This is a genomic window from Croceicoccus gelatinilyticus (assembly GCF_018398395.1).
Taxonomy (GTDB): domain Bacteria; phylum Pseudomonadota; class Alphaproteobacteria; order Sphingomonadales; family Sphingomonadaceae; genus Croceicoccus; species Croceicoccus gelatinilyticus.
In genome coordinates this window covers 685,242-700,129 of record NZ_JAHCBF010000002.1, presented here as the reverse complement: position 1 = coordinate 700,129, position 14,888 = coordinate 685,242, and the positions used below count along the sequence as shown (strand labels likewise).

14 protein-coding genes and 2 tRNA genes are annotated in these 14,888 nt (G+C 62.9%); 11 read left to right on the top strand and 5 right to left on the bottom strand.

Annotated elements, in window-relative coordinates; translation table 11 throughout:
- Positions 1-30 precede the first annotated feature (30 nt).
- Complete coding sequence (locus KIH45_RS07330; RefSeq protein ID WP_213175328.1) at positions 31-1,065, bottom strand: AraC family transcriptional regulator; 1,035 nt, start codon at positions 1,063-1,065, stop codon at positions 31-33.
- Positions 1,066-1,172: 107 nt separating this feature from the next.
- On the opposite strand from KIH45_RS07330, the gene KIH45_RS07325 reads away from it, so the two are divergent.
- Genes KIH45_RS07325 through KIH45_RS07310 form a run of 4 tightly spaced genes read left to right on the top strand, consistent with a single transcriptional unit; the run spans position 1,173 to position 4,345 of the window.
- The gene (locus KIH45_RS07325) at positions 1,173-1,721 is read left to right on the top strand and encodes a nuclear transport factor 2 family protein (protein WP_213175327.1); all 549 of its coding nucleotides are present in this window, start codon (positions 1,173-1,175) and stop codon (positions 1,719-1,721) included.
- Positions 1,718-2,614, top strand: a complete 897-nt coding sequence (locus tag KIH45_RS07320) for an SDR family NAD(P)-dependent oxidoreductase (RefSeq protein ID WP_213175326.1) — start codon at positions 1,718-1,720, stop codon at positions 2,612-2,614. The genes KIH45_RS07325 and KIH45_RS07320 overlap by 4 nt, the downstream gene beginning before the upstream one ends.
- Entirely contained in the window at positions 2,604-3,158 is a 555-nt protein-coding gene (locus KIH45_RS07315; RefSeq protein WP_213175325.1) for a nuclear transport factor 2 family protein, read from the top strand. Before KIH45_RS07320 ends, KIH45_RS07315 begins: the two co-directional genes overlap by 11 nt.
- A gap of 20 nt (positions 3,159-3,178) precedes the next feature.
- Complete coding sequence (locus KIH45_RS07310) at positions 3,179-4,345, top strand: FAS1-like dehydratase domain-containing protein (RefSeq protein ID WP_213175324.1); 1,167 nt, start codon at positions 3,179-3,181, stop codon at positions 4,343-4,345.
- Between the two features lie 34 nt (positions 4,346-4,379).
- On the opposite strand, the gene KIH45_RS07305 is transcribed toward KIH45_RS07310, so the two are convergent.
- From KIH45_RS07305 to KIH45_RS07295, 3 genes are all read right to left on the bottom strand, one after another.
- Positions 4,380-4,455, bottom strand: a tRNA-Thr gene (locus KIH45_RS07305).
- A gap of 21 nt (positions 4,456-4,476) precedes the next feature.
- Positions 4,477-4,550, bottom strand: a tRNA-Cys gene (locus KIH45_RS07300).
- A 91-nt stretch (positions 4,551-4,641) separates the two neighbouring features.
- Complete coding sequence (locus tag KIH45_RS07295) at positions 4,642-5,832, bottom strand: LL-diaminopimelate aminotransferase (RefSeq protein WP_213175323.1); 1,191 nt, start codon at positions 5,830-5,832, stop codon at positions 4,642-4,644.
- A gap of 209 nt (positions 5,833-6,041) precedes the next feature.
- Here KIH45_RS07295 and KIH45_RS07290 point away from each other — a divergent pair, with 209 nt between their 5' ends.
- From KIH45_RS07290 to clpS, 3 genes are all read left to right on the top strand, one after another.
- Positions 6,042-8,030, top strand: coding sequence for a PHA/PHB synthase family protein (locus KIH45_RS07290; protein WP_225899708.1), 1,989 nt, complete (start codon positions 6,042-6,044; stop codon positions 8,028-8,030).
- A gap of 198 nt (positions 8,031-8,228) precedes the next feature.
- Positions 8,229-9,131: a phasin family protein gene (locus KIH45_RS07285; protein WP_213175322.1), complete on the top strand. Its 903-nt coding sequence runs from the start codon at positions 8,229-8,231 to the stop codon at positions 9,129-9,131.
- A gap of 279 nt (positions 9,132-9,410) precedes the next feature.
- Complete coding sequence (clpS, locus tag KIH45_RS19435) at positions 9,411-9,788, top strand: ATP-dependent Clp protease adapter ClpS (protein ID WP_420481926.1); 378 nt, start codon at positions 9,411-9,413, stop codon at positions 9,786-9,788.
- 10 nt (positions 9,789-9,798) lie between these two features.
- On the opposite strand, the gene KIH45_RS07275 is transcribed toward clpS, so the two are convergent.
- The gene (locus KIH45_RS07275) at positions 9,799-10,989 is read right to left on the bottom strand and encodes a hypothetical protein (protein ID WP_213175321.1); all 1,191 of its coding nucleotides are present in this window, start codon (positions 10,987-10,989) and stop codon (positions 9,799-9,801) included.
- Positions 10,990-11,141: 152 nt separating this feature from the next.
- Here KIH45_RS07275 and lptF point away from each other — a divergent pair, with 152 nt between their 5' ends.
- From lptF to KIH45_RS07255, 4 genes are all read left to right on the top strand, one after another.
- Positions 11,142-12,386 carry an LPS export ABC transporter permease LptF gene (gene lptF, locus KIH45_RS07270; protein WP_213175320.1) on the top strand — a complete coding sequence of 415 codons (1,245 nt, stop codon included), beginning with the start codon at positions 11,142-11,144 and terminating at the stop codon, positions 12,384-12,386.
- The gene (gene lptG, locus KIH45_RS07265) at positions 12,376-13,473 is read left to right on the top strand and encodes an LPS export ABC transporter permease LptG (RefSeq protein WP_213175319.1); all 1,098 of its coding nucleotides are present in this window, start codon (positions 12,376-12,378) and stop codon (positions 13,471-13,473) included. The genes lptF and lptG overlap by 11 nt, the downstream gene beginning before the upstream one ends.
- 72 nt (positions 13,474-13,545) lie before the next feature.
- A complete protein-coding gene (locus KIH45_RS07260; RefSeq protein WP_213175318.1) occupies positions 13,546-13,821 on the top strand; it encodes a hypothetical protein in 276 nt (91 codons plus the stop codon).
- Positions 13,822-14,047: 226 nt separating this feature from the next.
- Entirely contained in the window at positions 14,048-14,872 is an 825-nt protein-coding gene (locus tag KIH45_RS07255; RefSeq protein ID WP_213175317.1) for a sterol desaturase family protein, read from the top strand.
- The last annotated feature ends 16 nt before the right edge of the window (positions 14,873-14,888 follow it).

Below are 14,888 nucleotides of genomic sequence, written 5' to 3'. Positions count from 1 at the left end.
GCTTGACCAATTCGGACAAACCCTGTCCGATCACGACATCGGGCGAAGCCGTTCCCGCAAGGTGCCGGGGGCTGCGCCGAAGCTGCGCCGGCAATAGCGCGACAGGACCGACTGTTCGGCAAAGCCCAGCCTTTCGCTGATCGCCATCAGGTCGAGGTCTGTCCTTTCCAGATAGTACCGCAGCAGGTCGCGGCGCACGTCCTCTTTCAGAAGCTGGAAACTCGTCCCTTCCGCCCGCAGCCTGCGGTGGAGCGTGCGCAGATGCATGCACAAAGTGCGCGCGGCCTGGTCTGTCGTGCAGTTCCCGGTTGGCAGCAGGCGCAGGATCACGGCGCGGACTTCCGCGTGGAAAGGGGGACGCCGCTGTGTGAATTGCCGGTCGATCAGGGCGGTGATCTCTTTCAGCGCCTCGCTGTCGGGCGCGACGACGGGGGCGGAGAGATCGTCCTTGCCGAACACCATGCCATCGGCGGGTTGCCCGAAGGCGACCTCGCACCCGAAAAAGCGGAAATAGGTTCGTGGGCTGGAAATAGGGGCATGCCGGAAGTGAACCCGCCGCGCGCGGGCGTGTCCGCCGGTCAGCTCCATCGCTGACAGGTGTCCGGCCAACAGGACATGCTCGATCGCCTGTTCACGCCCGCTCACCCCTTCGAGCAGGATGTCATGCCCTGCAAAGACCTCTCCGGTCGCGCCCTGTGGGCTGATCCAGATTCGCGCGGCAAGACTGTGGGCATAGGCATGGCTGCTGGCGAAAGTCAGGGCGTCGCCGAACGTGCGGGAATTTCGCATGGCTTGGCCCAGCGGGCCGAACATCTCGGCCGTATTCTGGCGGGCGGCCAGTTTCATCCCGAGATCGGGACACGGCAAGCGCCGCGCCGCGACGTCGAGCACTTCGGCCAGTTCGCGGTAGGACGGCGCGGCACTGTCTGGTTGCGGCATCAGGCCAAGCGCACCTGCATCACCGCCAAGGTCTTCGATCAGTTCGGGCAGCCGCGCCAACAACCTTGCATGCAAGGTGTCGTAGTTGCCGCTGGCGGGCCCATCGCGCGCAGTATCGGTGCTCATCCGCATTCCTCTTCCGGTGCGTCAGGCTGTCAATTTGTCCGAATATGTCAAGCGATGCCGCCGCAGGGCTCTCTATCCTCGTCAGCAATAAGACAAAGGAGTGGAGCATGGATGCCGGGCAGGGCGCCTATTTCGATCGCGCCGATATCCGCCATTGCATAGAGCGGCTGGCGCGCGGTGAGGACCGGCGCGATGCCGATCTCATCCGGGCAAGCTGGTGGCCCGATGCAACCTACGACTACGGCGTGCAGAACGGCAGTTTCGATGAATATCTCGCTTGGGTCGTGCCGGGCTCCGACGCGATCGCAAATACCCAGCACGTCTTGGGCCAGAGCTACATCGAGTTGAGCGGCGACAGCGCGAAAGTGGAAACGCACGTCGTGTCGTATCACCGCGTCGACTACGGCGGCGGAGACGAGCACGATACGTGCATCGGCGGCCGTTATCTCGATGTGATGGCACGCCGCACCGATGGTTACGGCGATCCGCAATGGCGCATCGCCAGCCGTGTCATGCTCTACGACTGGTTCCAGGACTGGGGCGCTTCGGCTGACTGGTCGAATGGCGTCATGGGATTACCGTTCACGCGCGAGATTTTCCCGGGCCGCGCAACGGGCGATCATAGCGAGACCTTTTTTACGAAGGTCGTGCCATGACAGCGCCGCTATCGGGCAAAGTCGCCCTGGTCACCGGGGCAAGCCGCGGCATCGGCAAGGGCATAGCGCTGGTTCTGGCAGAGCAGGGGGCGACCGTCTTCGTGACCGGACGCACCTTGAACGAGGGCGACTACTATCTTCCCGGCACCGTTGGCGGAACCGCCGCCGAATGTGATGAGCGCGGCAAGCAAAGCGGCGGCAAGGGAATAGCCGTCGCCTGCGATCATGGCGACGATGCGCAAGTCGCTGCCCTGTTCGAGACGATCGAGCGCGAGGCGGGCCGGCTCGACATCCTCGTCAATTCAGCGACGCATTTGCCTGACAACCTGCTCGAACCGCAGCCCTTCTGGGAAAAGCCCTTGTCCGATCTCCAGATGTGGAGGGTCGGCGCGCGGTCATACTACACCGCGTCGTGGCACGCGGCGAAGATGATGGCGCGGCAGAAGTCCGGCCTGATCGTGATGATCAGCGGCTATACCGGCGTGACTTATACATATGGCGTCGTGTTCGGCGGCACCAAGGCGCTGGTGGACCGGATGGCCCGCGACATGGCAATCGAGCTTGAGCCTTACGGCGTTGCCGCCCTGTCGTTGTGGCAGGGCCTGACCCTGACCGAAAAGGCGCAGGACAACCTCGCCCGGGCTTCGGACAAGATGACGTCTTCCGTTGCCGGGCAGGCGGGAAGCTCGGTCGAACATCCCGGTCGCGTGATCGCCGCGATGGCCACCGATCCGCAGATCATGAACCGTTCGGGCGCGACCTACATCACCGCCGAACTGGCCGACGAATACGGCATTCCGGACATCGACGGCCGGTGGGTCAAATCCATGCGTGCCAAGCGTGGCAGCCCGCTTTGGGGCCCCATTCGGGAGAACGACTATCATGGCAAATGATCGCGAGGCCGCGCTGGACGCCCTGCTCGACAAAGAGGCCATTCGCGGCAAGCTGCAGGCCTTTTCACGCGGCATGGACCGGTTCGACCGCGAGGTTTACCTGTCCGCATTCTGGGACGATGCCGAGGTGTCGGCGGGCCCCTTCGTCGGATCGGCGGCGGACTGCTGGGACTGGGCCATGCCCATGCACCGGGAAGGCCAGCACCTGACGCATCACGCGCTGCTGCAGTCGAACATCGATCTCGACGGCGATACCGCCCATGTCGAGACGTACTACCAATTCGTGGCCCGCAACGTGGATGACAGCATCGTGCTGGCCGGCGGCCGTTATATCGACCGCTTCGAACGGCGCGTCGGCGAATTCCGCATCGCCCTGCGCGTCAACGTGATCGAGTGGGCCTGCATGCCGCCCGCGATCCCGCCGCCTTTCGCCGACGTGCCGGACCAGGCCCTTAATGGCGCATCGGCGCGCAGCAGCGATGATCCTTCCTATTTCCGCCCGCTGGTCAATCGGCGCGCGCACCGCGATCCGGCGACGAACTGACGCCTGAAAGGTATTTTCCCGTGACTGATTACGTTCTCGATTGTTCGGACATCGACCAGTACCTTGGCAAGCCGGTCGAATCCTCGCCCCTGCGCGAGCCGCTGGGCAACAATGACATCCGCCGCTGGGTGCACGCGATGCACTATCCCAACCTGCTGCACTACGACCCGGCCTATGCCGCCGAAAGCCGCTGGGGCAAGCTGGTCGCGCCGCAAAGCTTTCCGATCGTCATGGACGAAAGCCATGGAACGGCTGGGGCCTGCGTCGGCTGTATTCCCAATTCCCACCTGCTCTTCGCGGGCGACGAATTCTGGCACTACGGCCCGCGCGTGTTCGGGGGCGATACCCTGACGAACGAGCGTATCCCCTACGATTACGTGGTGAAGGAAACCGGGTTCGGCCCGACCTGCTTTCAGCGCGGCGACAACTTCTATCGCAACCAGCATGGCGAACTGATCGCAAAGCAGCGATCGACCGCGCTGCGCTACAACGCGGCAGCGGGAGGTGCAGCGGTCAATCCCGACGACTTCGACGAACCGGAATGGAGCGACGAGGAACTGGACGAACTGGAAGAGCGCAAGTTCGCGTGGATCCAGATGATGCACGATATTGGCCACAAGGAACGCTGGTGGGACGATGTATCCATCGGCGACCATCTGCCCGAACGCGTCTTCGGGCCGCATACCGTGGCCAGCTTCACGACGGAGTGGCGTTCATATCTATTCACGATCTGGGGCACGATCGACCGGCGCAAGCTGGATATCGCGGCACTGGGCTTCACCGAGGAAATGGCGGGGCACGAAAATGACCCGGTGATGGAGCGGATCAATCCCGAACTGACGGATGGCGCCTACATCGGTCCGTCGCGCGGGCACCTGTTTCCGAAATACGCACGCAAGATCGGCATGCCGCGCGCTTACGGTTATGGCGCATCGATGGGCGCTTGGGTCACCGACTACCTCGCCGGCTGGGCGGGAGAGCACGGCATGGTCGTACACTCCATCGCCAACTATCGCGGGCCCGCGCTTTCAGGTGACGTTACCATCCAGACTGCCGAAGTGATCGACAAGCAGGTCGACGACGAAGGCCGCCACATTGTTCAGGTCAAGCATCTCATGCAGAACCAGAAGGGCGTGAAGATGTGCCTCGGCACGGCGGAGATCGCCCTGCCCAAGCGGCCGGAGTAAGGCCTGCGCGGTTTCCGGAGATGGCAGGAAGGAATGGTGCCGCTTACGTGACTCGAACACGTGACCCCATCATTACGAATGATGTGCTCTACCAACTGAGCTAAAGCGGCCGACCATTTTCAATTCAACCGTGGAGGCCCGAGCCGGAATCGAACCGGCGTAAACGGATTTGCAGTCCGGTGCGTCACCACTCCGCCATCGGGCCTCACCACGGGTGAGGGGCGCACCTAGCGAGTCTTTACGCGCGGTGCAATCCGGTTTTCGCGTCAGCCCGACAAAGGCCGATCAAACGCCGGTCAGGTGTTGATTCCCATCGACTTGAACCAGCGCTTCACGTTGCGCGCGGCCTGCCGCAGGCGCTGCTCGTTCTCGACCATGGCGATACGCACGTAGCCTTCGCCCTGTTCGCCGTACCCGACGCCCGGTGCGACCGCGACTTCGGCTTCGGTCAGGAGCTGCTTGGAAAACTCGAGGCTGCCCATCTCTTTCAGTGCCGGAGGCAGCGGGGCCCATGCGAACATCGATGCCGGCGGGCTGGGAATGTCCCAACCGGCGCGCGCGAAGGCATCGACCATCACGTCGCGGCGCTTTTGATAGAGGTTGCGGTTCATCTCGACGATGTCCTGCGGGCCGTTCAATGCCGCGCAGGCGGCGGCCTGGATCGGGGTGAACGCGCCATAGTCGAGATAGGACTTAACGCGCGTCAGCGCCGAGATCAGCTTCTGGTTGCCCACGGCAAAGCCCATGCGCCAGCCGGCCATCGAATAGGTCTTGCTCATCGAAGTGAATTCGACCGCGACGTCCTTTGCGCCCGGAACCTCAAGGATCGAGCGGGTCGGCTTGCCGTCGTAATAGAGCTCCGAATAGGCAAGGTCGGACAGGATCCAGACGTTGTTCTCCTTCGCCCACGGAACCAGTCGTTCATAGAACGAGATGTCGACCGTCTCTGCCGTCGGGTTCGACGGGTAGTTCACGATCAGCACCGTGGGACGCGGCACCGAGTGGCGCATCGCGTTTTCGAGAACCTCGAAATAGTGGTCGTCCGGCGTCGTCGGTACTTCGCGGATCGTCGCGCCAGCCAGAATGAAGCCGAACGTGTGGATCGGGTAGCTGGGGTTGGGCGCCATGATGACGTCGCCCGGCGCGGTGATCGCGGTGGCGAGGCTGGCGAGCCCTTCCTTCGAACCCATCGTGACGACGATCTCGCGCTCGGGGTCCAGTTCCACGTTGAAGCGGCGGGCGTAGTAGTTCGCCTGTGCGCGGCGCAGGCCGGGAATGCCCTTCGACTGCGAATAGCCGTGGGCGTCGGGCTTTCGGGCCACTTCGCACAGCTTGTCGATGACGTGCGGCGGCGGCGGCAGATCAGGATTGCCCATGCCAAGATCGATGATGTCACGTCCCGCGCGGCGCGCCTCGGCCCGCATCGCGTTGACTTCGGCGATGACATAGGGCGGCAGGCGCTTGATGCGGTAGAACTCGTTGTCCATCTCTCGGCTTAATATCCAATGGGCCAAATGGCCGTTTCGTGTTGCGCCACTTGTGTGGCCATGCCGTCGGGGCACTGCCCCAAAGCATGGGGGGCATTGCGATGTCCCGCAAGTCCGCGCAAGAGCAATTTTGTTTCTCGTTCGACCTTTTGACAGCGTTGATCTTTCATCTGCTGCATTGCAATGTTGGTACGCGACGGGAGAAAGCCATGGCCACCGATACAAAAGACACGGGCGCTAGCGACAAGACCAGGACCGAAATGCCGCTGGTAGGACCGGGCGAAACGCCGTTCCTGGCATCGCTGATGGCTGGCCCGTTCCTCGGCATGATGGACGGCCCGATGCGCGACATGATCGAGATGCAGGACAGCGCCACCAAGGCGATGTTCTCTGCCTTCCTCGATACACCCGCTGCGAAAGGCGACGCGGATGAGGCCGGCGCCGACAAAGTCGACTGGAAAGCCATTGCGCAGAACATGAATGATGTCTGGCGCGACTTTCTGAAGACGCACCCCGGCATCGCGGCCAGTGGTATCGTCGATCCGGCGCGCTGGTTCAGCATGGCGGGCCGCTGGATGCAGCAATGGCCGCTGGGCGGCGAGGACGGTCAGGACCAGCTTTTCGCCGATGCCATGGCGCTGTGGGATACGGTGCTGACCCAGTGCGGGATGGCGCAAGTCGCCGAAGGGGCGCAAGTCGCCCTGCCGCGCAAGGACCGCCGTTTCCGCGACCCCAAGTGGCAGGAAAATCCCGCCTTCGCCGTTCTGCACCAGGCCTACCTGATGGCGGCGGAACAGATGCTGGAGGCTGCCGATTCGGCTCAGGGACTGACGAAGGAACGGCGCGAGCAGCTGAAGTTCTTCACCCGCCTGTTCTGCGAGGCGCTGAGCCCCGCACACTTCCCGCTGACCAATCCGCTGGTCATCGAACGCACGCTTGAAACCGGTGGCGAGAATCTGGTGAAGGGGCTGGAGCACCTGATCGCCGATCTCGAGGCGGGGAAGCTCAAGCATACCGACAACGATGCCTTCACGCTGGGCGAGAATATCGCCGCGACCCCGGGCAAGGTCGTCTATGAAAGCCGCCTGTTCCAGATCATCCAGTACACGCCTGTCACCGACACGGTGATCGGGACGCCGCTGCTGATCTTCCCGCCGTGGATCAACCGGTTCTACATCCTCGACCTCGGTCCGAAGAAAAGCTTCGTGAAATGGGCGGTCGAGCAGGGGCTGACCGTGTGCCTCGTATCGTGGCGCTCTGCCGATGCGTCGATGGCCGACGTGGGCTGGGAAGACTATATCGAGGCGATGATCGAGGCGATCGACGTGACCCGCGAACGCTTCAAGGTGCCGTCGGTCCACACCATCGGATATTGCGTGGGCGGCACGACACTGGCCGCGACGCTGGCCGTGCTGGGCCGACGGGGCGAGGCGGAGAAAGTGGCGAGCGCGACCTACTTCACGGCGCAAGTCGACTTCACCGAGGCAGGCGAACTGAAGGCCTTCATCGACGAGCAGCAGCTGGCGATGGTGGATTCGCTTGCGGGTGAGGGATTCCTCGACGGGCGCTACCTGGCGCTGGCGTTCAATTTGCTGCGCAGTCCGGATCTCATCTGGAACTACGTGATCAACAATTACCTGCTGGGTGAGGACTACGCCGCCTTCGACCTGCTCTACTGGAACGGGGACAGCACGAACCTGCCCGCGCGCTTCCACCGCGAGTATCTGAAGAACCTCTATCACGACAACCTGCTGGTCGTGCCCGATGCGCTGAGCGCGCACGGCACGCCGATCGACCTTCGCCGCAACGTGACGCCGTCTTATATCCAGGCGGGCGTTGAAGATCACATCGCCCCGCTCAACAGCGTGTGGAAGATGACGCGGCACTTGTCGGGTCCGATGCGCTTCCTGTTGGCAGGGTCGGGCCATATCGCGGGCGTCGTCAATCCGCCGTCGTCGGGCAAGTACCAGTACTGGTCTGTGGGCGAACCCGATGCCGAGCAGCCGGCCGTTCCCGACACTCTGGATGCCTTCCGCGAACAGGCGGTCGAAACGCCGGGTTCGTGGTGGCCGGACTGGATCCGCTGGATCGAATCATTTGATGCGACGCGCGTAAAAGCGACCGGAAAGCGCAAGCCCGGCGGCCGCGGCGACACTGTGATCGAAGACGCACCGGGACGATATGTCCGCATGAAATGAAGTACTTGCGACGAGCTGCATTACTGCCGCGACGAGCAATGTTAGACTTTTGTTGCAGTGCAACATAATCCTTGACTCGAAGCCTCCCGGCACTTATTGTGCACTGCAACATGACCCGATAGGCGGGTCTGTTGCGGGGGGAAGCCTGGAACGATTTGGCCTCCCTTCGCTGCATGGATAGCAGACGAGGTAATCTCGATGGCAAGCAAGGACGACGGAGCTGACAAGGCTTACGAGGCTGCAGCCGGTAGCACCCCTACCGCAAAGCCCAAGGCCGCTCCGAAAAAGCCCAAAGCACCGGCCAAGCCGAAGGCAGCGCCCAAGGCAAAGGCCGAGCCTAAGACCGAACCCGCAGTTGCGGCAAAGATCGAAGAGACTCCCGCGCCGGCGGCCAAGGCCGCTGTTGCGAAGCCGGTTTCCAAGCCTGCGCTGAAGACGTCGACGGCCAAGACCGCGGTGGCGAAGCGCACGGTAAAGAAGACCCCGGCGAAGAAGACTCCGGCCAAGAAGGCCGCCAGCAAGCCGACGCCCGCCAAGGCCCGCGTCGCCAAGCCGGCAGCTGCCAAGGCCGCAGTGAAGAAGACTGTTGCCGCCCCCGCCGCGAAGATCGCTGCGGTGGCATCCGAACCCGCCAAAATCACAACCAAGATCACTCAGGAGCTTAGCAAGATGACTACCCCCGAAGCGCTTACCAAGGGCATCCAGACCGCAATGGCCGACATGCAGACGAAGTCGAAGGAAGCCTACGAAAAGAGCACCGCCATGATGGGCGAAGCTACCGAATTCACCAAGGGCAACTTCGAAGCCATGGTTGAATCGGGCAAGATCTTTGCCAGCGGCATGCAGGAAATGGGTCGCGGCCTCGTCGCAGACTCGAAGGCTGAATTCGAAGCCCTGACCGCAGAGGTCAAGGAACTCGCAGCCGTGAAGTCGCCGACCGACTTCTTCCAGCTGCAGAGCGCGATGATGCGCAAGTACTTCGACAAGTCGGTTGCTACCGCGTCGAAGAACACCGAAGCGATGCTGAAGCTGGCCAACGACGCCGCTCAGCCGCTGTCGAGCCGCGTTTCGCTCGCCATGGAAAAGGTGAAGGCTGCCTAATCGCAGACTGACCCATTAAGCATCGGAAGCGCCGTCGTCCCGCCAGACGCCGGCCTTCCCGATCAGAGAACGGGGCCGGCAGGTTAACCACTGCCAGCCCCGTTTTCGTCTTTGTATGATCCAATTGCGTCGCTGCCCCTTGTAGGAAGCGCCCCCGATACGATATTCTCGAGGAATATGGCGAAGGTTCACGACGATTCCGAACAGGGTTGCCGCGCGGCCTTCACGGCCCCCGACAGCGCGTGCCCGATGACTTCCGGCCTGCCGGTCCCGTCCTTGATGGGCACCGTCGGCGTTCCGGTCCATGCAGGGCCCGACGACGGGGAACGTGGCGACGAACCCGACGGCGGCGACGGTGGTGAAGGCCAGGTGAGCCTCGCCACCCGTACGCGTGCCAAACCCAAAAAGCCGAGCCAGTTCAAGGTTCTCATGCTCAACGACGACTACACGCCGATGGAATTCGTCGTGATGGTCCTGAAGCGCTTTTTCCGCATGGACATGGAGCAGGCGACGCAAGTCATGCTCCACGTGCACCAGCGCGGCGTGGGCGTCTGCGGCATCTACCCTTACGAGATTGCCGAGACGAAGGTGAACCAGGTGATGGATTTCGCCCGGCAGAACCAGCACCCGCTGCAGTGCACGCTCGAAAAGGCGTAGGCGTCCTTTCCTAGTTGAACTGCCGAATGCAGACGTCCCGCGCGTTCAGCCCGGTGCGCCCTTCGGCTTCCTCGGCCTTCATGCAATCGGTCACATCGTCCCACGCCTTCTGGCGGGTGAGACCCTTGGCCTCGGCATAGTTCGTCACCCATTGCGGCGCGGGCAGCGCGAAAAGCCGCGCGCTCGACGGGTTGGCGACGTTCATGATGGTCCCGTCGCCGCAGGCCTTGCGCAAGGCGATCACGTCGGGGTTCTTCTCGTCCACTCCGTTCGGCCCGCCCCAGTTGCCGGGCTCACCGATGCGATAGGGTTCGCGGCCATTGGGGCTGATGACGGTGAGATAGCCATTGTCATCTGTCGATAGCTGCGCGTCATAGGCGAACATCACCAGATCGCCGCTGCCCTTTGTCTTGAAACACCCGTCCTTGAGAACGATGGTGTCATGGTACAGCGCCATGTGTCGCGCCCCCGGCTCCATATGCTCGCGCGCGAAAATCCGCACTCCACTGGGCAGCGCCTCCTCCGCAAAGGCGGGCGGCTGGGGCTTGGCGAATTCGAAGCGGACCGGCGCATCGAGGTTCCATCCCTTTGCCTTGGCCACCTCGCGGAACTTCTCCTCGGTCACACCGAGGTCGAACTTGACCACCCCTTCGCGTTCGAGGCCGTAGCTGCTGAAGGACAGTCCGGCATTGGAAAGGCGCGTGTTCCATTCGCTCTGGATGCGGTCCCGCTCTTCGTGCGAGAGTCCGCCTTCGCGCGGTACGAACAGCGGGTCCTTCGTATGTTTCGCCAGCGTCGCGGCGGCGTCGTGCTTGAACCAGACTTCCATCCGGACGGAAGGGTCGCGCACCATCACGAACTGCACGAAATTGCCCGCTTCCTCGCGCTGAACCTTTTCGGAGATGCGCTGCATGATTTCGTGAAGGCGGGCCGGACCGTTGATCTGGTTCATCGCCTGCTCGCGCGTGATGCCGTTCTCGCGGGCATACTTGTCGAACATGTCCTCCTGCCCGATCGACGGGTCGGCGGGCACGACCTCGGGCCAGCCGATCGCGGGAGCCTCGGCGATCGACCAGAAACCGTCCGTCCCTACGCTCGCGCCGGTGGGCAACGGCGTAGCTGCGCTAGTGGCTTTCTCTGGCGGGGGCGGGGCGCAGGCGGCCACGCTTGCCGCAAGTCCCGCAATCAAAACGAAACGCATCGACCCTCTCCTTTTATCGGGGGGAGTAGACGTGCCGGCGAATGAACCCCATCTGAAACGGGTGACGTTGGCGAGAGTTGCCGTTATGACGCCCTCACACGAAGGGGCATCGCCTTGCCGATCCGCCCCGCAAAGGACCGAATGCGAGCACCTTGAAGTTCTTTTCCGCCATCGACCGTTACATCTTCCGGCTGACGCTGATGCCGATGCTGGGCACGCTGGCGCTGGCGGCATCGCTGCTGGTGCTGGACAAGATGTTGCGCCTGTTCGAAGTGGTCGCGAACGAGGGCGGGCCGATCGGCGTCGTGTTCCGGATGCTGGCGAACCTGCTGCCCGAATACATGAGCCTCGCGATCCCGCTGGGCCTGATGCTGGGCATCCTGTTCGCGTTCCGCAAACTGGCGACGACTTCGGAACTGGATGTCCTGCGCGCCGTGGGCATGGGGTACACCCAGCTGCTCAAGGTGCCCTACATGATCACGCTGGCGCTGGTCGCGCTGAACTTCGTGCTGGTCTACTGGGTCCAGCCGGTGTCGCGTTACGATTACCAGCGGCTGGCTTTCGAACTGTCGTCGGGCGCGCTGGGTGCCTCGATCGACGTGGGCGAATTCAACACGATCCAGGACAAGACCGCGCTGCGGATCGAGGAAAGCCGCGACAACGGGCGCGAACTGGGCGGCATCTTCGCCCGCGTCACGGACGAGAAAGGCGACATGCTCTCCATCTCGGCGCGCGGCGGGCGGTTCCTTGCCAATGCGGATGACCAGAACACGATCATTCTGCGCCTGACCGATGGCACGATCATTCAGGATCAGCCGAACCTTAACGCGCCGCGCGTGCTGTCATTCTCAAGCTACGACTTACCGATCGACCTGCCCGAGATCGAGCAGTTCCGCCAACGCGGGGGTGAGGATCGCGAATATATCCTGCCCGAACTGCTGCAGTTGGGCTGGAACGACCAGGTCGACCAGACCGTACGGAACGAGACTTTGGCCAGCCTCAACTTCCGCCTTGTCGAGGTGGTGATGATGCTGCTTCTGCCACTTCTCGCCGTCTCGCTGGCGATCCCGCCGAAACGATCGACCAGCGCGCTTGGCGTATTCGTGTCGATCGTGATGGTCGTCGCCTATCACAAGATCAACCAGTACGGCGAAGACGTCGCCGCGCTTGGTCTTGTCAGTCCCATCATATCGCTATGGGTGCCGTTCGTGCTGTTCGCCGCACTGATCATCTGGATGTACTGGCGCGTGGCATACGTGCCGGGCGGTCAGGCGATCGGCTGGCTGGAACGCGGGGCATCGGCCGTGGGCAAGAAGATCACCGCCGTCTTCCGCCTGATGCGCTTTACCGGGCGCAAGGAACTGAAGCGCATGGCGGAGGAACACCATGCGGCTTGATTTCTTCCCGTCGAAACGCCTGACGATCTACCTCGCCAAGACGTTCGTCGTCCGCATCTTCGCGGTGCTGGCGATGCTTGTGCTCGTCCTCCAGATCCTCGACCTGCTGGGCACCAGCGGCGACATCCTTGCTGCCGAAGGCAATGGCGAAGGCGCGCTTTGGACTTACGTTTCGCTGCGCGCGCCGCAACTTGTGGCGAGATTCCTGCCATATTCCGTGCTGCTGGCGACGATCCTGACACTGGCGACGCTCAACCAGAACAGCGAGGTCATCGCGATGAAGGCCGCAGGGCTTTCCGCGCACCAGATCCTCGCGCCGCTGGTGCTGACCGCTGCCTTCGTTTCTGTGCTGAGCTTCGGCTTCAACGAACGCATCGTGACGCGCGCGACTGCAACGCTCAGCGCGTGGGAGAAAGCCGATTACGGCCCCGTACCGCCCGGTTCGGACATAAGAACCGACATCTACATGGCAGAGGGCGATGCGATTCTCGCGGCGCGCACGGCAGCCGGTAACGGCGATGCCATGACGCTTGGCGGCGTGACCTGGTACCGCCGCGATCCCAACCTGATGCTGACCGAGCAGTGGCGCGCCGACTCCGCGACGTGGACCGGCGAGGGCTGGTTGCTCAAGGAACCGACGCGCTTTGCCGTCGACATCGCCACGGTCGATTTTCCGCCCGACACTGTCGTCGGACAAGGCATCACCCCGCGCGAAATCTCGATCAGTTCGGTCAACGCCGACGGGCAGGACATTTTCAAGCTGCGCGAATCGATCCAGGATCTCGAAGCTGCGGGCCGCCGGACCGAGGAACTGAAAGGTCGCTGGTGGCACAAGATTTCCGGCCCGCTGTCGGCTGCTCTCATGCCGCTTCTGGGCGCAGTTGCCGCATTTGGTCTGGCGCGTTCCGGGCAGTTGTTCGTTCGCGCGGTCATCGGCATGGCGCTGGGCTTTGCCTATTTCGTGGTCGACAACGCCGCGCTCGCCATCGGTAATTTCGGCGGATATCCGCCGTTTCTGGCCGCCTGGGCCCCCTTCTTCCTGTTCGCCCTGATCGGCGAACTCGTCCTGCTCAGAACCGAGGAATAGGATCTTTTCGGGAACCGCTGCCCCAATTCAGACGTAGTTGCCACAATTGCGCCACAAATTGGAGACGCACACATGAAGAAGATCATCCTGCCCGCCCTTGTCGCCGTGTCTGCGCTGGGCCTTGCCGCTTGTGACAGCACTGCCGACGCTCCGGCCGAAGCCGAAACCGAAGTCATGACCGAGGAAGTCGGCACCGATCCGGCGATGACCGAGCCGGTCGTCGACGCCGACGACGGCGATTCGATCACGATCAGCGAAGACGGTGTCAACGCCGACATCAACGACGGCGGCACCTCGGTCAGCGCCGATATCGACGGCAACCCGTCGATGACTGTCGAGACCGACTAACGGTCTTCCGACAGGAAGGGGAACGTGAAGGGCCGCGCCGGCATTGCCGGGCGGCCCTTTTCCGTAGCGGCAACGCCTGTTGAACCGGGCGCTCAGCCCCGGTTCAGCCGTTGCGCCGTAATCACGCCGGCCCGCCAATTGCCGCGGGCCGTCTCGCACGTCTGGCACGTGCGTTCCGCAAATGCTAAGGGCCCGCCCAAGGATCAATCGAAGAAGCCGACCAAAAATGACGCAGACCACCTCGACCACAGCCGCCGACGAGGCGAAGCTCCCGTTCTGGAAGCGCTCGCACTATCTCGACCGGATGACGCTGAAGCAGCTGATCGTTGCGTATTTTCAGCACTACACGATCATCGCCTATCTCGGCCTGACCGCGCTGTGCGTGGTTGCCTTCGCGATCTGGCCGACGACGCCGCTGCGCGCGGCCGCCGCGTTTCTCGCCGCGATGGTCGTCTATCCGCTGGTCTGGCACCTGCTGCACCAGTACGTCCTGCACGGTCAGTGGATGTACAAGATCAAGCCGCTTGCCAGCACGTGGAAGCGTATTCACTACGACCACCACCAGGATCCGAACCACCTCGAAGTGCTGTTCGGCGCGCTGCACACGACGGTGCCGACGATCTTCATCGCCACCGCGCCCATCGGCTATGCGATCGGCGGCATCGGCGGTCTTGCCGCGGCCTTTGCCGGCGGCTTGCTGACGACCTGCTATTACGAGTTCATGCACTGCATCCAGCACCTTGCCTTCAAGCCGAAGTGGAAGTGGGTGCAGACGATGAAGCAGCGTCACGTCGAACATCACTACTTCGACGAGGACGGCAACTACGGCATCACGAACTACGTGTGGGACCGCATTCTCGGCACCTATTACGAGAAGAAGGACCGCCCCAAGCGTTCGCCGACCGTGTTCAACCTCGGCTATGAGGAGACCGTGGCCGAACGCTGGCCCTGGGTGAAGGACCTGTCGGGCGGCATCGCCTCGGGCCACCCGCGCCGCCGCGCGATGGGCAAGGAAGGGTTCGACCCCAACCGCGACAAGACCGCGGCCTGAAGCAGGAATAGAAAAC

Excerpts from the sequence above, each read along its gene's own strand:
- KIH45_RS07275 (WP_213175321.1), bottom strand. The coding sequence starts at position 10,989 with ATGCGTTTCGTTTTGATTGCGGGACTTGCGGCAAGCGTGGCCGCCTGC.
- KIH45_RS07260 (WP_213175318.1), top strand. The coding sequence starts at position 13,546 with ATGAAGAAGATCATCCTGCCCGCCCTTGTCGCCGTGTCTGCGCTGGGC.
- KIH45_RS07315 (WP_213175325.1), top strand. The coding sequence starts at position 2,604 with ATGGCAAATGATCGCGAGGCCGCGCTGGACGCCCTGCTCGACAAAGAG.
- KIH45_RS07255 (WP_213175317.1), top strand. The coding sequence starts at position 14,048 with ATGACGCAGACCACCTCGACCACAGCCGCCGACGAGGCGAAGCTCCCG.
- lptG (WP_213175319.1), top strand. The coding sequence starts at position 12,376 with ATGCGGCTTGATTTCTTCCCGTCGAAACGCCTGACGATCTACCTCGCC.
- KIH45_RS07325 (WP_213175327.1), top strand. The coding sequence starts at position 1,173 with ATGGATGCCGGGCAGGGCGCCTATTTCGATCGCGCCGATATCCGCCAT.
- KIH45_RS07290 (WP_225899708.1), top strand. The coding sequence starts at position 6,042 with ATGGCCACCGATACAAAAGACACGGGCGCTAGCGACAAGACCAGGACC.
- KIH45_RS07330 (WP_213175328.1), bottom strand. The coding sequence starts at position 1,065 with ATGAGCACCGATACTGCGCGCGATGGGCCCGCCAGCGGCAACTACGAC.
- clpS (WP_420481926.1), top strand. The coding sequence starts at position 9,411 with ATGGGCACCGTCGGCGTTCCGGTCCATGCAGGGCCCGACGACGGGGAA.
- KIH45_RS07285 (WP_213175322.1), top strand. The coding sequence starts at position 8,229 with ATGGCAAGCAAGGACGACGGAGCTGACAAGGCTTACGAGGCTGCAGCC.
- KIH45_RS07295 (WP_213175323.1), bottom strand. The coding sequence starts at position 5,832 with ATGGACAACGAGTTCTACCGCATCAAGCGCCTGCCGCCCTATGTCATC.
- KIH45_RS07320 (WP_213175326.1), top strand. The coding sequence starts at position 1,718 with ATGACAGCGCCGCTATCGGGCAAAGTCGCCCTGGTCACCGGGGCAAGC.